The 18310-nt window shown below is 71.9% G+C and carries 17 protein-coding genes; 2 read left to right on the top strand and 15 right to left on the bottom strand.

Features of this window, described 5'->3' with window-relative positions:
* The first annotated feature begins 103 nt into the window (after positions 1–103).
* Complete coding sequence (locus tag ER308_RS13050; protein WP_131155397.1) at positions 104–493, top strand: RidA family protein; 390 nt, start codon at positions 104–106, stop codon at positions 491–493.
* Between the two features lie 105 nt (positions 494–598).
* Here the strand turns inward: ER308_RS13050 and ER308_RS13045 are convergent, their stop codons facing one another.
* From ER308_RS13045 to ER308_RS13010, 8 genes are all read right to left on the bottom strand, one after another.
* Entirely contained in the window at positions 599–2194 is a 1596-nt protein-coding gene (locus ER308_RS13045) for a phytoene desaturase family protein (RefSeq protein WP_131155396.1), read from the bottom strand.
* Positions 2191–3246 carry a branched-chain amino acid ABC transporter permease gene (locus tag ER308_RS13040; protein WP_131155395.1) on the bottom strand — a complete coding sequence of 352 codons (1056 nt, stop codon included), beginning with the start codon at positions 3244–3246 and terminating at the stop codon, positions 2191–2193. Before ER308_RS13040 ends, ER308_RS13045 begins: the two co-directional genes overlap by 4 nt.
* Positions 3246–4130 (bottom strand): branched-chain amino acid ABC transporter permease, encoded by an 885-nt coding sequence (locus ER308_RS13035; protein ID WP_131155394.1) that lies wholly within the window; start codon positions 4128–4130, stop codon positions 3246–3248. Before ER308_RS13035 ends, ER308_RS13040 begins: the two co-directional genes overlap by 1 nt.
* Positions 4127–4831 carry an ABC transporter ATP-binding protein gene (locus ER308_RS13030; protein WP_131155393.1) on the bottom strand — a complete coding sequence of 235 codons (705 nt, stop codon included), beginning with the start codon at positions 4829–4831 and terminating at the stop codon, positions 4127–4129. Before ER308_RS13030 ends, ER308_RS13035 begins: the two co-directional genes overlap by 4 nt.
* 2 nt (positions 4832–4833) lie before the next feature.
* Positions 4834–5610 (bottom strand): ABC transporter ATP-binding protein, encoded by a 777-nt coding sequence (locus tag ER308_RS13025; protein WP_205745603.1) that lies wholly within the window; start codon positions 5608–5610, stop codon positions 4834–4836.
* A 28-nt stretch (positions 5611–5638) separates the two neighbouring features.
* Positions 5639–6991 carry an ABC transporter substrate-binding protein gene (locus ER308_RS13020; RefSeq protein ID WP_131155392.1) on the bottom strand — a complete coding sequence of 451 codons (1353 nt, stop codon included), beginning with the start codon at positions 6989–6991 and terminating at the stop codon, positions 5639–5641.
* 227 nt (positions 6992–7218) lie between these two features.
* Positions 7219–8010, bottom strand: a complete 792-nt coding sequence (locus tag ER308_RS13015; protein WP_131155391.1) for an SDR family oxidoreductase — start codon at positions 8008–8010, stop codon at positions 7219–7221.
* A 58-nt stretch (positions 8011–8068) separates the two neighbouring features.
* Positions 8069–9445 carry a styrene monooxygenase/indole monooxygenase family protein gene (locus tag ER308_RS13010; protein WP_205745602.1) on the bottom strand — a complete coding sequence of 459 codons (1377 nt, stop codon included), beginning with the start codon at positions 9443–9445 and terminating at the stop codon, positions 8069–8071.
* Positions 9446–9715: 270 nt separating this feature from the next.
* Here ER308_RS13010 and ER308_RS13005 point away from each other — a divergent pair, with 270 nt between their 5' ends.
* The gene (locus tag ER308_RS13005) at positions 9716–10807 is read left to right on the top strand and encodes a helix-turn-helix transcriptional regulator (RefSeq protein ID WP_205745601.1); all 1092 of its coding nucleotides are present in this window, start codon (positions 9716–9718) and stop codon (positions 10805–10807) included.
* 40 nt (positions 10808–10847) lie between these two features.
* Here the strand turns inward: ER308_RS13005 and ER308_RS13000 are convergent, their stop codons facing one another.
* The 7 genes from ER308_RS13000 to ER308_RS12970 are packed head-to-tail and all read right to left on the bottom strand — an operon-like array spanning position 10848 to position 18309.
* On the bottom strand, positions 10848–11978 hold the full coding sequence (locus ER308_RS13000) for a M24 family metallopeptidase (RefSeq protein WP_165492068.1): 1131 nt from the start codon (positions 11976–11978) through the stop codon (positions 10848–10850).
* Between the two features lie 11 nt (positions 11979–11989).
* Positions 11990–12910: a ketopantoate reductase family protein gene (locus ER308_RS12995; protein ID WP_131155389.1), complete on the bottom strand. Its 921-nt coding sequence runs from the start codon at positions 12908–12910 to the stop codon at positions 11990–11992.
* Positions 12911–12928: 18 nt separating this feature from the next.
* Complete coding sequence (locus ER308_RS12990; RefSeq protein WP_240732098.1) at positions 12929–13879, bottom strand: ketopantoate reductase family protein; 951 nt, start codon at positions 13877–13879, stop codon at positions 12929–12931.
* 2 nt (positions 13880–13881) lie between these two features.
* Positions 13882–15057, bottom strand: a complete 1176-nt coding sequence (locus ER308_RS12985; protein ID WP_131155387.1) for a M24 family metallopeptidase — start codon at positions 15055–15057, stop codon at positions 13882–13884.
* A 44-nt stretch (positions 15058–15101) separates the two neighbouring features.
* Positions 15102–15983: a fumarylacetoacetate hydrolase family protein gene (locus ER308_RS12980; protein WP_131155386.1), complete on the bottom strand. Its 882-nt coding sequence runs from the start codon at positions 15981–15983 to the stop codon at positions 15102–15104.
* The gene (locus ER308_RS12975; protein WP_131155385.1) at positions 15980–17230 is read right to left on the bottom strand and encodes a M20 family metallopeptidase; all 1251 of its coding nucleotides are present in this window, start codon (positions 17228–17230) and stop codon (positions 15980–15982) included. The genes ER308_RS12980 and ER308_RS12975 overlap by 4 nt, the downstream gene beginning before the upstream one ends.
* Positions 17227–18309, bottom strand: a complete 1083-nt coding sequence (locus tag ER308_RS12970) for an LLM class flavin-dependent oxidoreductase (protein ID WP_205745600.1) — start codon at positions 18307–18309, stop codon at positions 17227–17229. Before ER308_RS12970 ends, ER308_RS12975 begins: the two co-directional genes overlap by 4 nt.
* Between the last annotated feature and the right edge of the window lies 1 nt (position 18310).

The following is an 18310-nucleotide window of genomic DNA, read 5'->3' as shown; positions in this document are numbered from 1 at the left end:
TGCCGTCTACCGTCCGTCCTGCTGCACGGTCGGCGTCGAGAGGGCGGGCTCGAGCGCTTCTCCCGCGGCCGTGGCCGGTCCGTCCCGAGTGAGAGGAACCCCCGTGGAGCGTGAGCAGATCGACCCGTGGATGTGGCAGGAACCGTACGGCTTCAGCCACGCCTGGCGTGTGCGCGGTGCCGACGAGATCGTCTTCGTCTCCGGGCAGGCGAGCGTCGACGCCGACGGGCAGGTCCAGCACCCCGACGACGTCGCGGCGCAGACGCGGCTCACGTACGAGAACCTGCAGACCGTGCTGGCACGGTCGGGTGCCAGCCTGCAGGACGTCGTGAAACAGACCGTCTACCTCGTCGGGACCGAGCACCTCGGGGAGTTCGGGCAGGTCGCCGCCGAGTTCCTCCAGGGGCACCGTCCGGCGCAGACGGTCGTCGGATGCGAGGCGCTCGCCCTGCCGGGGATGCGGGTGGAGGTCGAGGTCATCGCCGTCCGCTGAGCACGGCCGGCGCCGGGCACACGGCCGGCGCCAGGCACACGGCCGGCACCGGGCACACGGCCGGCACCGGGCACACGGCCGGCACCGGGGACGCCCGGTCGCCGATCACCGCCGACGGCGCGTCCGTGAGCGGGTCAGCTGCTGGCCGAGCAGATGGCCCGATCCCGCACCGACGCCCGCGCCCGGCCAGGTGGCCGCCCCGCAGAGGTAGAGCCCGTCGATGGGCGTGCGATAGCGGCTCCACCCGGGCACGGGTCGCAGGAAGAAGTGCTGCATGAGGTGGTGGCTGCCGGCGAGCGAGTCCCCTCCGACCAGGTTCGGGTCGGCCGCCTCGAGGTCGGCCGGCGACCACGCCGAGCGTGCGCGGACCTTGTCGCGGGTGCCCGGGGCGTGCGCCTCGATCAGGTCGAGGATCCGGTCGGCGTACGGCTCCTTGGCCTCGTCCCAGGAGCGCGCCTCGATCTCGCCCGCCGCGTCCCCGTGGATGGCGCTCGGGACCTGACGCACCTGGACCCACAGCACGTGCTCGCCGTCGGGGGCCCGGGTCGGATCGACCGCCGTGGGCTGGCCCACGACGAGTGTCGGGTGCTCGGGCAGCCGTCCCGCCACCGCTCGGACGTAGGCGAGGTCCATGTCCTCGAGGTAGCCGGCGACGTGGATGTACGCGTAGTCCCGGGCCTCCGCGCTCGCCGACCAGTCCGGCAGGTCGGACATCGCGAGGTGGAGCATGAACGTCGCCGGGCCGTGGCGGAACGCCCGGACCCGTCGTTCGAACTCGTCCGGCACCTGCGCCGGCGGGATCAGCTGCCCGAACAGCGCCTGCGGCGTCACGTTGCCGATCACGGCCCGGCGCGCCCTCAGGCGCTCGCCACCGACCAACTGCACCCCGAGGGCACGGCCCCCGTCGACCATGACCCGGTCCACCGGCGCGCCACAGCGAACCTCGCCCCCCTTCTCCTCCAGTAGCCCGACCATCGCGGCGATGAGGGTGCCCGCCCCGCCGCGGCCGAGCGCCATCCCGTTGGCGGCGGACGCCTGCGACTCGAGGAAGGGGAACAGCGCGCCCCCGGACATGCTCGGAGGGAAATCCAGGTGCATGCCCCAGGCCGCGCAGAGTGCCTGCACCTCGGGGGAGACGAAGTGCTCCTCGAACAGCTCCCGGGGTGACTGTGCCAGCAGGCGGGCGAGGTCCAGGGGCCACCGCCGACCGAGTGCCCGCGTGCCGCGCAGCAGCCCGCGCACCGCAGCCACGGAGGGCAACGGCACCCCCAGCAGCGGGAAGAGGTGCGGCGCGATCGCGGCGAAGCGTGCGTGCAGCGCTTCCCACGCCTCCGCGTCGTCGGGATCCACCTGCGCGAGGCTCGCCCGCGTGGCCTCCGGGTCCTGCTCGACGCCGAGGAACCGCCCGTCGGGGAACACGGACCCGTAGGCCCGCTGGGCCGTCACGACCGAGAAACCGTGGCGTGCGAGATCGTCGCCGAACTCTGCGAAGAACGCCGACCCCATGAACAGATTGAGGTTCGCGGCGAACAGGTCGTGGCGGTACCCGGGGAGCGTGACCTCCTCGGTCCGAATCGCGCCACCCGGCGACTCGTTGCGCTCGCAGACCACCACGTCCCAGCCCGCGCGGGCGAGCACGATGGCCGACGCCAAGCCGTTGTGCCCGGCACCGATGACGACCGCGTCCGCGTCGGCGTTCATGCCGCCTCCCTCGCCGTCCGGCGTCGTCGTCGGCCCGCCGCGGTGTCCGGGCGGCGGGGCCACGGCAGTTCGCGGCCTCCGGTGATGCCCTGGGGCCGCAGGATCAGCATCCCGGCCATGACCCCGGCCACGATCAGCGGGCGCGTACCGGTCGGCAGCGTCACCTCGAACAACCCGAACGACAACCCGGTCTCGGCCTCCCCCAGGAACTGGTTCAGGAAGCTGATGACGCCGGTCCCGGCGACGGCCGCCCACAGGCTGCCCGTTCCCCCGACGACGAGCATCGCGAGGGTCACGAACGTGAGGTCGAGCGCCACCTGCTCCGTGCTGATGCTCCCGAGCAGGTGGGCCAGCTGCGCGCCGGCGAATCCGGCGATGACCCCGCTCAGCGTGAAGGCGCGAACCCGCTCGAGGTAGATGTTGACTCCGGTCGCCCGCGCGGCGTTGTGGTCCTCGCGCGCCGCGCGCAGCCGGCGCCCGAACCGGCTGCGCTGGTAGGCGAACGCGATCACCATCGCTACGAGGGCCCCGCCAGCCGCCACCGCGAGGCCGGTGTGCTGCGGGATGCCGGTCATGGTCCGCACGCCCGGCCCCACGCTCTCCCAGTTGCGCAGCACGTTCAGGGTGATCATCAGCACGCCGAACGTCGCGATCCCCGCCGCGAGCCCGGAGAGGCGCATGAGCGGCAACGCCACCAGGAAGGCCATGATCCCGCCCACCGCGGCCGCGGCCAGCAGGGCCACCGGCGGCGACACGCGCGCCTCGGCGAGGACCGGCAACAGGTCGGGCATGAACGCCTGCTTCTGGGGCGGCGCGATCGTCAACAGACCCGCCGTGAACGCGCCGACCGCGACGAAGCTGACGTGGCCGAACGACACCACGCCGGAGTTGCCGACGAACACGTAGAGCCCGACCACGATGGTGAGCAACACGAACGCGAACCGCATCTGGAACTGGAGCCCGCTCGACAGGCCCAGCGATCCCACGGCGGCGACGACGACGAGCGACGCCGGCCCCAGCAACGGCCAGAGTGCCTGCACCCGTGCCCGCATCAGACGCGCTCCGCCATCGCGTCGCGGCGCGCGAACAGCCCCTGGGGCCGCAGCACCAAGAGGGCGATCACCGCCAGGAACAGCCACGAGGTGAGGAACACCCGCGTGTCGGTCGGCAGCGTGTTGCCGAGGACGGAGTTGATGACTCCGATGAGGAAGCCGCCGAGGGCGCCGCTCACCAACCGGTCGAGGCCGCCGACCACGACGCCGATGAGCCCGACGATCGTGACCTGGAAGCCGAAGTCCGGTGTGACCGTGGGTCGCTGCACGACGAGGATCACCGCGACCGCGGCCGCGAGGACCGCGGCGATCACGAACGCGGTGCGAATGACGTGGTTCGCGTTCACCCCCAACAGCCGGGCCGTCTCGAAGTCCGCGGCGGCCGCGCGCATCTGCAGGCCCGTGCTCGTACGGGTCAGGAAGAGCCCGGTGGCGGTGAGGAGCACCGCCCCGAGCACCGCGGTCACGACGGTGAGCAGGCGCAAGCGCAGGTCCCCGGCGAGAACGGGCGCGTCGAGGATCGGGAGCACCTGCACACCTCGCCCCTGCGCGGTGAACAGCAGGCGGGACAGTGCTTGCAGGAAGTACGCGATGGCGAACGTGAGGACGAGCATCGTCGCCGGGCTCGCGTCCCGCACCGGCCGGAAGGCGACGCGCTCGAGCACCAACGCGAGGCCGAGCACCACCAGCAACAACACGAGCAAGCGCGCCCCGGTCGCCCATGCCGCGGTCAGCGTGAGGCTGTACGCACCCGCGGTGAGCAGCTCCCCGTGCGCGAGGTTGATGAGGCGCATCACCCCGAACACGAGCGCGAGCCCGGTGGCCACGAGTGCGTAGAGCATCCCGAGGCTGATCGCGTCGATGGCGAGCTGGAGATAAGTCATGCGCCGAAGTACGCCTCCGCCATTCGTTCCGTCGCCGCGGCGTCCTCCGGCCCCAGCGTGAGCCGCATCTCCCCGCCGGCGAGGACCTCGGTCCGGTCGGCGAAGGCGACCGTCCGCTGGGCCCGCTGCTCCACGATCAGGATGGTCCGCCCGTCGGCGCGGATCGCCTCCAGGGCGGCGAACACGTCTTCGACGAGCGCGGGCGCGAGGCCCAGCGACGGCTCGTCGAGCAGGAGAAGGTCCGGCTGGGACAAGAGCGCGCGGGCGATCGCGAGCATCTGCTGCTGACCGCCGGACAGGATCCCGGCCTTGCGCTGGCGGAAGTCGCGCAGCACCGGGAACAGCTCGTGCACGCGGGCGAGGTCGTCGTCCGCCCCGCCCGCGTCGCGCCGTCCGAGCAGGCCGAGCCGCAGGTTCTCGTCGACGGTGATCTGGCCGAAGACCCGCCGTCCCTCCGGCACCAGCGCCACCCCCGAGCGCGTGATCCGCTCGGTGGGGCGACCCACGAGGGAGTCCCCACGCAGCCGGACATCGCCCGCGGCGGGGGCGACGAGGCCCATGACGGTGTGCAGGAGGGTGGACTTGCCCGCGCCGTTCGGGCCGATGAGCCCGACGACCTCCCCCTCCTCGACCCGCAGTGTGACCCCGTGGAGCGCTCGCACCGAGCCGTAGCGCACGTCGAGCCCGTCGATCGCGAGCATCCTCAGCCCCTCGGACCGTGATCGGTGGCGAGCCCGAGGTAGGCGGCGGCCACCTGGTCGTCGCCGCGGATCGTCGCGGGGTCGCCCTCGGCGATCACCACGCCCTGGTCGAGCACGACGATCCGGTCGCAGAGCGCGAGGATCATCGCGACGTTGTGCTCGATCAACAGCACCCCGGTCCCGCTGGCGCCCATCGCCCGGATCGCGTCCTCGAAGGCCGGCACCTCGGCCTCGTTCAGGCCGGCCGCGGGCTCGTCGAGCAGCACGTAGCGCGGCTCGGTCGCGAGCGCGCGGGCCATCCCGAGCCGGCGTTCCTGGCCCGGCGGCAGGACGCCCGCCGACGCAGTGGGCTGATCCGCGAGCCCGAACCGCGCGAGGAGCTCGTCGGCGCGAGCGCGCGCGGCCCGCGGCGACGCCCCGACCCCCAACGCGCTGGCCTCGATGTTCTCCCGCACCGTGAGACCCGCGAAGAGGTGCCCGTGCTGGAAGGTACGGGCGAGCCCGAGCCTCGCGCGGCGGTGCGCCCGCAGGCGCGTCACCCCGCGGCCGTTCAGCCAGATCGCACCCCGGTCCGGCCCGTCGAAGCCGGTCAGGATGTTGACCAGCGTCGTCTTGCCAGCCCCGTTCGGCCCGATGAGCCCGAGCACCTCGCCCGGGCGCACCTCGAGGTTCACGCCCTGCAGGACCGCGATCCCCTCGAAGGCGCGGTGGATGTCGACCGCGCGCAGGGTCCCCGGCTCCGGTTCGCCGGGCGCCCCGCGCTCCCCTGCGTCGGTCACGGCCGGCCCCACGGTCTGACGCTGGTCCTCACTCCGGCATGGGCGGCGACTCGGCCGTCCGCAGCTCGCGCACGGAGTACTCCCCGTCCTGGACCTCCATGATCCGGAAGGGCCGGTCGGTGAGGATGTGCACGTCCTCGGTGAACGTGATCGGCCCCGAGACCGACTCGAACCCGTCGAAGGCGAGGAACTCGTCGGCGAGCGCCTCCCCGTCGGTGGTGCCCGCGCGCTCGACCGCCTCGGCGATCGCCTGGACCGCGGACGCCCCGGTGACGAACCCTCCGGTGGCCGGCGGCTCGCCCGTGCGGTCCTCGAAGGCCGCGATCAGCTCGTTCACCTCGTCCTCGGGATCGTCGCCGAAGACGGACACGAAGGTCGCGTAGTGGTAGTCGCTCAGGTCGGGCACGGCGTCGATCCAGAAGTCGCCGTCCCCGGACCACGGGGCGAGCAGGGGCTGGTCGACGCCCGTGGCGCGCAGCTGCGCGAGATAGCTCGGCAGGTCCGGTGGGAAGCTGCAGAGCAGCACCGCGTCGCTGTCCCCCCCGGCCACCGAGCCCGTGACCTGCTCGACGGTCCCGTCGCCCTGGGTGAAGCTCTCCTCGAGCACGATCTCGCCGCCGTGCTCCTCGTAGCGCTCGGTGAACCCGCGGCAGACGTTCTGGAAGTAGAGGATCGCGTCGTCGGTGACGGTGATCGTCTCCTCCCACCCTTCGTCCATGGCGAGCTCGGCGAGCGCGGCGCCCTCGGCAAAGCTCGCGTTCCCGAACGTGAACGCGAGCCGGCCCAGGTCGCCCTCGAAGCCGGAGGGGCCGAAGATCGGGTCGCCGATGCAGGGCGCGATCGTGAGCAGCCCCTCGTTCAAGGCCTCCTGCGCCGCCGGCACCGACCAGTCGAAGTCGCAGGTCACGAACAGCACGTCCGCGCCCTCGTCGATGAGGTCGAGCGCGGCCGACTGGGTGCGCTCCGGGTCGAGCTGGGTGTCGATCGCCGTGAGCTCGATCTCCCGTCCGTTCACACCGCCGTCCTCGTTGATCCGCTCGGCGGCGATCTCCGCGGCGACCCACGCCGGCTCGTCGAACGGGGCCATGTCGTTCGACTGGTCGATCGCACCACCGATCAGGATGGGATCGTCCCCGTCCGCCTCGTCCGCCTCGTCCCCGTCCGCCTCGTCCGCCTCGTCCGCCTCGTCCGCCTCGTCCCCGTCCGCCTCGGCGGCATCGGGATCGTCGTCGTCATCGTCCGTGTCGTCGTCCTCGGCCGCATCCGCCTCCTCGACGGCATCGTCCTCGACGGCATCGTCCGCGTCGTCCGCGCAGGCCGCGAGCAGCAACGCCGCCCCGCCGATCAGCACTAGCAGCCATCCGACCCGCTTGGCGCCCATGACATCGCCCTCCCCATCGAAGTGTGGGTCAGGGCGACTCCGCCGTTCCCGCCCCGATCCCTCGAGTGCAACATTATCAAAGATCAGACACAAGGGAACACTGGATTACGATCCTTGTCGGAGCGGCGTCAGGTCGACCCGGGCACGGCGTACGGAGGGAGGGCCGCAGCCGTCCGAGCGCGACGGTCCGACGCCCGACAGGTCGCCCACCCCGACCCGGTCCGGGATCACTCCAGGAGCGGACGCAGCGGCTGGCCCATCTGCTCCGGACCGATCGCGGTGTACCCTCCGTCGACCGCCAGATCCGTGCCGGTGATGAACGAGGCGCGGTCCGAGGCGAGGAACACCACGGCCTCGGCGACCTCCTCCGGGTCACCGATCCGGCCGGTCAGGAAGAGGTGCTCGCCGACCCCGTCGGCCATGGCGCGGTCGCCACCCGTCATCTCCTGGATCGGGTTGCTCCAGATCCAGCCCGGCGACACGGAGTTTACGCGCACGCCGCGGTCGGACAGCTTCAACGCCTCGTTGCGTGTCACCCCGAGGATGGCCGCCTTCGTCGCCGAGTAGACGTAGAACAGCGGCTGGGCGCGCTTCCCGCTGATCGACGCGAGGTTGACGACCGCGCCCCCGCCCGCGGCCGCCATGTGCGGGGCCACCCGGGCGGTCAGGAGTGCGCCCGAGACGAGGTTCACGTCGAGGGCGCGCAGCCAGTCCTCGCGGGTCGTCTCGAGCGCGTTGTCGAGGTAGGTCGCGGCGCCGTTCACCAGCACGTCGATCCCACCGAGACGCGTGACGGTCTCGTCGACGAGCTGATCGAGCTGGTCGTCCGCGGTCACATCCACGTGCCGGAACACGACCCGCTCGGGGTCGAGGCGCGAGGCCTCCCGACGTCCCGCCTCCTCGTCGATGTCGGCCAGGACGACCGTCGCGCCCTCGCGCACCATGGCCGCGACGATCGTGGCCCCGATCAGTGTGGCCCCTCCCGTCACGATCGCCCGCTTGCCGTCGAGATCACCCATCCGTTCCTCCGTTCGCCGAGCCGACACGCGGGCCGTGGTGCCCGCGCCGTGGTGCCCGCTACGTGCCGGGGTGTCCCGCCTCACGGCCGAGCCGTTGGCGTATCTGCCCGCGCGCGATGCCCGCCCGACCTCGCAGCAGCGGCCACAGCGTGGAGCCGTGCGCCTCCCGGACCGCGGCCTTGGCGCGCTCGGGGTCGTAGAACGCGTCGGTGAGTCGCGCGGGGTCGTCGAAGTTGTTGCAGAACGCGCGGGCGACCTCGTCCTGGGGCGTCCACTCCTCGGGTGAGCCCCCGCTGCCGTACTGGGCGATCAGGACCGCCTTTCCCGCCGCGGTCAGGGGCTCCAGCAGCGCCGCGTTGAACCGCTCCGTGTGCCGGCCGTGCCGCTGCCAGAACCGGTCGAAGGTGTCCCGCATCCAGTCGGACCCGAACGGCCCCCCGCCCCGCTCGACGATCGCGTCGACCACGGTCCGGGCCATCTTGTTCCCGTTGTTCGCGCCCTGCCCTCCGATCGGGTCGAGGGTGTGCGCGGTGTCGCCCACCGCCATGACCGTGCGGCCGGAGGGCAGGGTCCCCACCACGTCGCGCACCTCCGGGACGAAGGTGCCCCGAAGCCACGAGTTCTCGTCGCACGGGCGGGCGTCGCGGACCCACTCGGCGTCCCACGGCGCCATCTCGGCCATCACCTGCTGGGCCACGCGCAGGGCCTCGTCGGCCGAGGAGACCTCGCGGAACCGGTCCACGGGCCCGCCCTCCTTCGCCTCGAACACCAGGCTCCACGAGGGCTCGAGGTCCTTCGAGAGCCACGGCACCCAGAACATCTCCCCGTGCGGAGCGAAGAAGTTGAACTTCACCGGCGTGCGCCCCGGGAGGTACGGGAACTCCATCGCGGGACCCGTGACGTTGACCATCGCGAGGTAGCGCTGCGGGGTGGCGTAGGTGCTGCGCGCCTCGTCCCGTGGGAACAACCGCTGGGTCTCCCCCTTGCCGGCGGCCACCAGCACGAGGTCGTACTGGGCGGCGAGCTCGTCGAGGCGCTCCACGGTGACGGTCTCGAGCTCGACCTTGCCACCGCGGGCCTCCAGGTCCTCGAGCCATCGGGCGCTCTGCAGCCGCAGGTCGATCGCGAGGTAGTGGTGATCGAGCCGGCCGACCAGCGTGACCAGCGTGTTGCGGAGCGTGGGGTTGAAGTGCAGGTGGATCCCATCGCCCTTGGGAGCGATGTTCTCCCAATGGTCGAGGCCCAACTCCCGCTCGAACTCCAGGGCGCTGTGGAATCGGGCGGCGGTGCCCGTCGGGCGGGCGCGTTCGAGGAAGTCCTCGGGGGTCTTGTCCGAGTACAGCGTCACCTCGTACCCGGCGCGCAGGAGCCCGTGAGCCGCCAGCAGCCCCGCTTGTCCCGCGCCGACGACCGCGATCTGCCCGTTCCCGCTCATGGCGAGGCCCTCCTCCCCTGGGGCCGGCCGCGGTGCGCCCGGCCCGATCGCCCGTTGCGACCCGACGCTTCGGGTCGCTGCGAACGTACGCCGGGGCGGGGCCACTCAACATCCCGCGCGACGCCGGTCCCGTCGACACCCCCCGAACGGGGGGGGTCACCATCCACGGGCCGTTGACGGAGACGGTCCGGGATGATCTAATCAAATATCATACATGTGGGTTCACGTATCGCCCACCGAGCACCCACTGGAGCCCACCGGGAGCCCGAGATGGCCGAACGCGAAGCCGATGACATCCTCGATCCGATGGCGGGTTCCGTCGACGGGGGTGACGTCGCCTGGGCACGGCTCGCCCACTTCGCCCCGGCGCTCACCCGCGAGTCGACCGTGAAGGGAGTGGGCGCGGCCTTCCTTCGCGGAGCCGGCGCCCTGGTGCCGAGCGCGGCCCAGGGGCTGTACCTGTTCGATCCCGGCACGCTGGTGGTCGAGCACACCGCAGTGCGGGGGGTCAGCGACTACGTCCTCGCCGTCTACGAGGAGCGTGGGCGGGCCGTCGACCCGATGCTGCACTACCTGGTCGACGAGCGGCGACCGACGTCGAGCGCCACGCTCCTGAGCGAGCCGGAGTGGCTCGCCAACCCGATGTACGAGATCTGCCAGCTCCAGCGCTTCGAGCACAAGATCGAGGCGCCCGTCGTGGCGCAGGCGCGCGTCGTCGGCTCGCTGCACTTCGCGTTCCACGCGCATCACCCCTCGGTGACGCGCGAGCTGATCGAGTTCGCCGGGGCCATCGGACTCGTGGTCGGTGGTGCGCTCGAGTCCGTGGCGCGCACTGCCGACCTCGCCCGCGAGCGCGATTGGCTGCGTACCGGCGTGGAACTGTGCGACGAGCCGCTCGTCCTCACCGACCTCGGGGGTGGGGAACGACGGGTCAACCGGGCCGCCCGCGAGCTGCTGGAGCGGTTGGAGGCCGCGGACCCGGGATTCTCCCTCGACGCCGCGCTCGCGTCCGACGGCGCGAGGGACGGCGAGATCACCGCTCGACGAACGGTGCGCCTCCCTGCCGGCGAAGGGGTCCTCCGGCTGCGCTCGGTCCGCGACGCCGACGACCCGAACCTGATGGCGACCACGCTGGCGTTGGAGGAGCCCACCCGACCCACCCTGCCCGCGGCCGTGGCGAGTGCCCTGACGCCGCGGGAGCGGGAGGTCGCACAGCTGATCGCGGCCGGTGCCAGCAACGACGCCATCGCCGCCGAGTTGTTCCTGAGCCCCTACACGGTCAAGGAGCACACCGGCAGCGTGTACCGCAAGACCGGCACGATCTCCCGGGTCGACCTGACCCGCCGCGTACTCGCGGGCTAGCGCTCGTCGGCGGGACCGGGACCCGCGCAGACCTCCGCCGTCAGGCCTCCGTGCCGTCGAACGTCGTGATCGGCACGCCGGAGAGCGCCTCCCCGCCGTCCCGGCCGACCCGGAAGGTCTCCTGCATGTAGAGGCAGGACTGCCCGTCGGTCGAGATCACGTGGGGGTGGATCGAGATGATCATGTTCTCGCGCAGGACCGTGGACTCCTCGCCCTCGCCGATCCGGGGGAACTCGATCATCGTCGTGCCGATCGAGTGGCCCGTGACGTGGCCCAACGGATACCCCTCGTCCTCGAGCGGCTCGGCGACCGCGCGATGGACGTCCTGGGCCGTCGCCCCGTCGCGGAGCGTCCGGGTCGCCGCCTCGAAGCACGCGTGGTACGCGTCAAACATGCGGCGGGACTCCGCGCTCAGCTCGCCCCGGATGAGGGGACGGGCGAACTCCGTCCAGTATCCGCCCGGCCCGGCGATCTCCAGCGAGTAGAGCAGCAGGTCGTCGGGCTCCACCGGCCGCTGGTGATCGGGGATCTTGAACTCGGGCTCGGCGGAGCCGCCCCGACCCGACAACACCATGTTCATCGTCCGCCGGCCCGTGCCACGCTCGACGAACAGCGCCTCCGCGGCCGCCATGAGCTCCGACTCGGTGCGGCCCGGCTCGTAGGCCCGCACGAGCGCCCAGAAGCCCTCCTCGTTGATCGCGAGGCTGTCGCGGACCAGTTCGAGCTCCTCGTCGCTCTTCACCGCGCGGGCGGTGTCGAACTCCTGATCGAACGGGACGAGCTCGACGTCCCCGGCACTCAGCGCGCGGTAGTCGCGCACGGGCATGACGAAGTCGAGGCCGTACACCCCGATCCGGCGCCAACCCCGCTTCTCGGCCTCCTCGCGGATCCAGTCGCCGGGGACCTGGGGGAACTCCTGGCGCTCGATCCAGGGCTCCGCGTGCACCCCGACCCACCGGGCCTCCGCGGGGAACAACGAGACCGGTTCGCCGTCGAGCGGCAGGACGACGTAGGTGTAGCGGTGCACGATCCGGAAGCCCGAGACGTACCGGATCCCGCCCTCGAAGCCGGTGTACTCCGTCCCGGTCACGACGAGCGCGTCGACGCCCGCGTGCTCCATGGCCTCGCGCAGCTTGCGGTAGCGGCGCTCGATCTCGGCGGTGCTCGGCATGGTGACCCTCCTCAGCGTGGTTGCGTCCATGAGCGCTCGAGCCCTTGCACGAGCGCCCAGACGGCACGGTTCATCGGCGTGGGGACCCCGCCCTCGTCACCGAAGCGGGAGATCCCGCCGTTCAGCGCGTCCACCTCGGTCGCGCGCTCGGCGAGCACGTCCTGCAACATGCTGGCCTGGTGCTCGTAGGCGACCTCCGCGGCGTGGTCGATCAGCTCGTCGGGATCGCTGTCGAGCTCGATCCCGAGCGCCTCGGCGACGGCGCGCCCCTCGGCGACCAGCGCACTCGCGAGCTCCCTCGTCGCGGGGAGCTCGCAGAGGCGCCCGTGCGTGAGGCCCGTGAGCGCGCCGAGCGGGTTCGTCGCGGCGTTGAAAATGACCTTCGTCCACTGGGCGCCGCGCGCATCGGTCATCGCGAGCGCGTCCAGCTGCGCGCGGTTCAGGGCATCCGCGAGGGCCTCGACCTCGTCCATGCGCGCGGGCTGGTCCTCGAACGGGCCGACCCACACCTTGCCCCCGGTGTCCATCGCGACGTGCCCGGGCTCGAGGATCCGTCCGGCCGGGAACGTCGTGCCGCGGATCACCCGGGCGACGTGACCGGCGATGACCTCCTCGTTGCCGACCCCGTTCTGGACCGAGCAGACCGCGCCGTCGGCGAAGCTCGCGGCGACGGCGCGGATCGCCGGCTCGGTGACGTAGGACTTCGTCGCCACGATGCCGAGATCGCATGGCGGCAGCTCGTCGGCGTGGCCGGTGGCCCGCGGCCAGCCCGTGAGGTCCCGCTGGCCCGACAGGCGCAGGCCGTGCGCGTTGATCGCGTCGACGTGGGCGGTGTCGACGTCGTAGGCCCAGACCTCCGCGTCCTCGAGTTGGGCGAGGTGGGCGGCGAAGATGCTGCCGACCGCCCCGCAGCCGATCACGGCGATCCGCACGGGTGCTCCTCTCGTGGGTCAGTCGTCGTAGGTCCGGTCACGCGCTTTCACGAGGCGGTAGAGCGCCCGCGTGAGCGGGACCGGCACCCCGTGGCGGTCGGCCTCACGGACGAGCGAGCCGGCGATGAAATCGACCTCGGTCGCCTGTCCGGCCCGCACGTCGGCCAGCATCGACGGCACGTGCGCGTACGCCTCGTTGCCGGTCTGGCCGACGCTGACCGCGCGCACGTTCATCTCCCAGGGGTCCTCGTAGAGCTCGACGCCCGCGGCCTCGGCGACGGCCTTGCCCTCGGCAACGAGGTCACTCAGGAGGTGGCCGAGGTCGGTGTCGCGCTCGCGGCGGGCGAAGACCCCGACGTGCGGCAGGTCCGTGACCGCCGCGACGCAGTTCACGGCCGTGTTGAAGAGGAGCTTCGACCACTGCGCCGGCCGCAGGTCCGCGAAGACCTCGGCGCGCAGCCCGCCGGCCACGAAGAGCTCCCCGATCGCGGCGGCCACCTCGTAGGAGGTCCCGGTCCCGTGGTACGGGCCCATCCAGGTGGCGGTGTCGAGCTCGTACTCCACGTGCACGTCCGAGTGGCGCACCCCGCTCATGAACGTCACGCCCGACACGATCGGCCACGATCCGTGCTCGCCCACGACCTCCTCCGCGCCCATCCCGTTCTGGAGGGTCAGCACCGTGGCATCGGGCGCGCGCCCCTCGAACGCGGCGATCGCCTCGCGCAGCTGGGTCACCTTGCACGCGACGATCACGAGGTCCGCGGCGGGCAGGTCGGCCGCGCGGTGCGAGGCCCGGATCGGGACGTGGCGCTCGGTCTTGCCCGACACCCGCAGGCCCTGCTCGGTCAATGCCGCAGCCTGGTTCTCGCGCCGTGTCAGCACCGACACGTCGGCGAGTTGGGCGAGATGGCCGGCGCAGAGGCTGCCGATCGCCCCGCTGCCGATGACGCAGACCGACTCGATGCGCATGCTCACCGCCGGAAGTCGTCGGGGGCGGGGCAGAGGCGCTCGCAGCCGTCGGCGGTCACGAGGAAGTTGTCCTCGAGGCGCAGCCCCCCGCCGCCGTCCCAGTAGCAGCCGGGCTCGATCGCGAGGACCATCCCCTCCTCCATCGTGGCGTCGACCGCCTGGTGCGCCCAGGGGGGCTCGTGCGCCCGAGCGCCGACCCCGTGGCAGACGAAGTGGCTGGGCTCGGTGTGGCCCGCCTCGGTGATCCGCGCGCGGATGAGCCGATCCACCTCCCCCAACGGCGCCCCGGGGTGGACGTGGTCGCGCGTCACCTCGTCCATGATCCCCAGGAGGTCGTCGAGGAGGCGCTCGTAGGCCGGCGTGAGGGGGCCGGGACACGCGTTCTTCGTGAGGTCGTTCCAGTACCCGTCCGCGCAGACCCAGATCTCCAGCAGGGTGGGTTGGTCGGGCTGGATGGGCCGGTTGCCCGTGGCGGTGAACGTGCTGATGCCCGGCCCGGACCAGGCGAGCGTGAAAGCGCGCGCCATCTCGACCGTGCCCTCGAACCCGATCCCCTCGGAGTGCACGAACGCCTCGTACATCCCCCCCACGTCCGGTTCACGCTGGTCGGCGGAGATGCGCTCGCGCACGTGGTCGACCGCCAACCCCGCGAGGCGGTTCGTGCGCCGGAGCCGCTCGATCTCCTGGGGGGTCTTGCGCATCCGCGCCCGCACGAGCAACGGCGTGGCGTCCGCGAGCTCGCCGGTCGCGGCCTCGAGGCGGTCGTAGCGGTCCTTCCAGGGCACCGTCGGCTCGCCGACCATGCGATCCGCACCCTGTGTACCGCCGGAGAGCTCGGCGCCGACCCGGCGGTCGAGGCCGCGCTCGGCCAGGACCTCGAGGGCCAGATCGAGCGCGCGCACGTGCGGCGGCCGCGGGTCGCCGGGGTCGTAGCCCGCGAAGTAGCGCACGTCGTCGACCCACGCGTTGCGTGCCACGTTCTCGGCCTGGGGCTCCACGGCGATCAGCGTCGGTTCGCCCTCGCGGGGGAAGACGAGGACCTCCCAGCCCTTCATCGTCCAGTAGTTGCCGAGGTACACGACGTTGTCGGGGGCGCTGCAGACGAGGGCGTCGACATCCTCGTCGGCCATGCGCGAGCGGACCCGGCTGAGCCGTTCCTCGTCCCGTGGGTACTCCATCTGCCGGCCCCTTGTCTCGTGAGGCTTCCGCCCCGGGTCGCCCGTCAGCGCGGCGGGGCGCTGTACGCGTCCTCCCAGCCGATGACCTGGTTGCGCAGGATCCCGACCCGCTCGATGTCGCACTCCACGACGTCGCCGGGCTTCAGGTAGTTCGCCTGGGGATCGTCGCTGAACGCCGCGACCCCCGAGACCGTGCCGGTCGAGAGGATGTCGCCGGCGCTGTAGCCGAGCGCGGAGTAGTGGGCGATGATCTGCGGCACCGAGACCCACATGTTGCTGGAGTGCGACTGCTGGCGCGGCTCCCCGTTGACCCGCAGCTCCATGCGCAGGTCGTGCGGGTCGCCGACCTCGTCGGGGGTCACGATCCAGGGGCCCACCGGGCAGAACGTATCGATCGCCTTGCAGAAGCTGAACACGCCCGAGCGCATCTCGTTTCGCTGGATGTCCCGAGCCGTGATGTCGTTGAATAGTACATATCCACCAATGTAGTCACGAGCGGCGTCGGCGTCGAAGTGCTTGCCCGCCTTCTTGATGACCACGCAGAGCTCCAGCTCGTAGTCGAGCTCGCTCGTGAGGTGCGGCGGGTAGACGATCGGGTCGTCCGGGCCGATGATCGCGTCGGTGTTCTGGAAGAACACGATCCACGGCGCGATCTCGTGCGACCAGTCCGCCTTCTGCGACTCCTCCTCGTGCTCGCGGAAGTTGCCGGCGGTGTGGAAGAACTTCTTCGGCACGATCGGCGCCTCGAGGTCGGCCGCGTCGAGCGCCGTGCCGTCGCCCCGTGCCGCCTTGGCGGAGGCGATCGCGCGGTCGTAGTCCTCGAACACCGCGCGCATGTCCGGGTAGTCGAGCGGGACGATCCCCTCGCCCCGCACCACGCCCGGTCGGGCGGTACCGGCGGCGTCGCGGTAGGTCACCAGCTTCATGTCTGCACCCCACAGAACTCCATCGCGGTCACGGCGTACGACGTGGCGATCCGGACGAGGCTGTCGATCGGCACGCTCTCCCCTTCGGGCCCCGGCAGGGCACTGGAGATCGGTCCGTAGTTGAAGGCGGCGACGCCGTACCGGGAGAGCGTCGACGCGTCCGAGGCCCATCGCACGTAGTCGTGCTCGGGCGCCTGCCCGTACGCGGTCTCGTGGCCGACCTCGGCCGCGCGCACGATCGGGTGATCGGACGCGATCTCGGCCCCCGGGGCGGTGACGAAGACCTCCCAGTCGATTTCGTGCTCTGGATGGCGATCGCGGAGCGCGGCGACGAGCCCCGCGACCTCGCGCTGCGCGTCGAGCATCGGCATCGTCGGAGGCACCCGCAGGTCGAGGAACAGGTCGGTCCGATGGGGGGTGCGGCTCACCCGCCAGGGGAAACCGCCGCGCATCGACCCGAGGTTCACCACGCCCGGCAGCCCCTGGTAACTGGCGCGCTCCTCCCAGGTCGGCGCCCACTCGAGCACACCCTGTACGACGTCCTGCATCCGGACGATCGAGTTCTCGTGCTGGCGGCCGTGGCTGAAGGCGGTGTGGAAGAACGGGCCCTGGGTGGAGATGCGCACCCACATGCTGCCGAAATGGCCGAGCACGAGGCGCTCCTCGGAGGGCTCGCCGAGGATGCACGCGTCGGCGAGGACCCCGCTCGTGACGAGGTGGCGTGTCCCGCAGCCGTAGCCGCGGTAGTCCGCACCCACGTAGTCCTCGCCCCAGGCCCGCCACTGGGTCTTCTCGATCTCGCCCGCGACGGCGGCGATCACGAGGTCGCCGGCCAGTTCCACGTCGGCGTCGCGCAGCGCTCGGGCCGCTTCGACGTAGCACGCCACCGCGCCCTTCATGTTCATGATCCCGAGGCCGAGGATCGTCTCGTCCCGGATCAGCGACGACGGCTTGAAGCCCGGCCCGGTGAGCCACGGCTCGTCGCCACGGTAAGAGGTGTCGAGGTGCCCGTTGAACATCAACGAGGGCCCGTCGCTCCCCCCGCGCCGCCGCCCGACCGCGTTCGCACGGCCCGGCTCGACCTCCTGCAGGCCCACATCGAGCCCGGCGTCGGCCAGCTCCGTGGCCATGAACTCCGCCGCGGCTTGCTCGTGACCCGTCGGGCTCGGGATGTCGACCAGTCCCGTGGCGGTCGCCTTGAGCCGGTCGCGGTCGACGCACTGCCTGACGTCGGCCAGTGACGTCATACGGGCTCCCCCTGCCCGACGTGGGGCAGGACCTGCTCGCCGAACATCCGGAGCTGACGGTTGCGGTCCTCGCCCCACAGCTCGAGCATGATGTGGCTGCAGCCGGCCTCGCGGTACTCGCGGATCCGCTCGATGCACTCCGCCGGGGTCCCCGCGATCGCCTTGGTCTTGTCGAGGACCTCGTCGGTCACGGCCTCCTTCGCGGCGAGGCGGCCCCCCTCCTCCATCGCGTCGGCGACCGGGCGGATCTCCTCCTGGGTGAGCTCGGCCTTGTCGAGCAGCACGTCGGCCGAGCCCTGGATGTTCTGGACCTTGTTCGCGAGGTACATGCCGGCGATCTCCCGCGCCCCCTCGCGGCCACGGGCCGGGTCCTCGTCGATGCTCGCGACGATCGTGCATCCGATGTCGACGTCGCCGGGGTCCCGGCCGGCCCGCTCGGCGCCGATGCGCACGTTCTCGGCGGCGTACCGCACGAACGCGGGTGTCGTGATGCTCGGCGTCAAGAGGCCCGCGGCCACCTCCCCGGCACTCTGCTGCATCTTCGGCCCGGTGCCCGCCATGTAGAGCGGCACGGGCCAGTCCGGCGCCTCCGCGTCCGCCTTGAGGGCCGGCGCGCGCGCCGTCCACTCCTTGCCGACGAGGTCGACCGCCTCACCGGCCAGGACGGCGCGGATGATCTCGAGGCTCTCCAGCAGGTTCGTCCGCGGGCGCGCGGGCCGTTCGTCCTCGATGCCCGCGGCCTTCATGAAGATCTTGGAGGCCCCCAGCCCGACCATGAAGCGGCCGGGTCCGGCAGCCTCCTGGGCGACGCGCGCCTCCATCGCCACCTGCAGGGGGTGGCGGGTGTACGGGGAGATGATCCCCCACGCGACCGCCAGACGCTCGGTCTCACGGGCGAGGATCGGCGCGAGGGCGGTCGCCGAGCGCGCCTCCATCGAGTGCTTGCGCCACCACGGGTACGCCTCGGCGAGCCACATGGTGTCGAAGCCTGCTCGATCCATGGTCTGCGCGTGCTGGATGATCTCCGGCAGCGGTTCCATGGTGAGTTGCATGACGCCGATTCGGAACGGCAGTGCCACG

The organism is Egibacter rhizosphaerae (assembly GCF_004322855.1).
In the GTDB taxonomy this organism is placed as follows: domain Bacteria; phylum Actinomycetota; class Nitriliruptoria; order Euzebyales; family Egibacteraceae; genus Egibacter; species Egibacter rhizosphaerae.
The sequence above is the reverse complement of the archived record's forward strand: the minus strand, read 5'-3'. Positions and strand labels throughout refer to the sequence as shown.

Bases quoted from the DNA above. Each gene is read 5' to 3' on its own strand.
- ER308_RS13045 (WP_131155396.1), bottom strand. From the start codon at position 2,194: ATGAACGCCGACGCGGACGCGGTCGTCATCGGTGCCGGGCACAACGGC.
- ER308_RS13040 (WP_131155395.1), bottom strand. From the start codon at position 3,246: ATGCGGGCACGGGTGCAGGCACTCTGGCCGTTGCTGGGGCCGGCGTCG.
- ER308_RS13035 (WP_131155394.1), bottom strand. From the start codon at position 4,130: ATGACTTATCTCCAGCTCGCCATCGACGCGATCAGCCTCGGGATGCTC.
- ER308_RS13030 (WP_131155393.1), bottom strand. From the start codon at position 4,831: ATGCTCGCGATCGACGGGCTCGACGTGCGCTACGGCTCGGTGCGAGCG.
- ER308_RS13020 (WP_131155392.1), bottom strand. From the start codon at position 6,991: ATGGGCGCCAAGCGGGTCGGATGGCTGCTAGTGCTGATCGGCGGGGCG.
- ER308_RS13015 (WP_131155391.1), bottom strand. From the start codon at position 8,010: ATGGGTGATCTCGACGGCAAGCGGGCGATCGTGACGGGAGGGGCCACA.
- ER308_RS13010 (WP_205745602.1), bottom strand. From the start codon at position 9,445: ATGAGCGGGAACGGGCAGATCGCGGTCGTCGGCGCGGGACAAGCGGGG.
- ER308_RS13005 (WP_205745601.1), top strand. From the start codon at position 9,716: ATGGCCGAACGCGAAGCCGATGACATCCTCGATCCGATGGCGGGTTCC.
- ER308_RS13000 (WP_165492068.1), bottom strand. From the start codon at position 11,978: ATGCCGAGCACCGCCGAGATCGAGCGCCGCTACCGCAAGCTGCGCGAG.
- ER308_RS12990 (WP_240732098.1), bottom strand. From the start codon at position 13,879: ATGCGCATCGAGTCGGTCTGCGTCATCGGCAGCGGGGCGATCGGCAGC.
- ER308_RS12985 (WP_131155387.1), bottom strand. From the start codon at position 15,057: ATGGAGTACCCACGGGACGAGGAACGGCTCAGCCGGGTCCGCTCGCGC.
- ER308_RS12980 (WP_131155386.1), bottom strand. From the start codon at position 15,983: ATGAAGCTGGTGACCTACCGCGACGCCGCCGGTACCGCCCGACCGGGC.
- ER308_RS12975 (WP_131155385.1), bottom strand. From the start codon at position 17,230: ATGACGTCACTGGCCGACGTCAGGCAGTGCGTCGACCGCGACCGGCTC.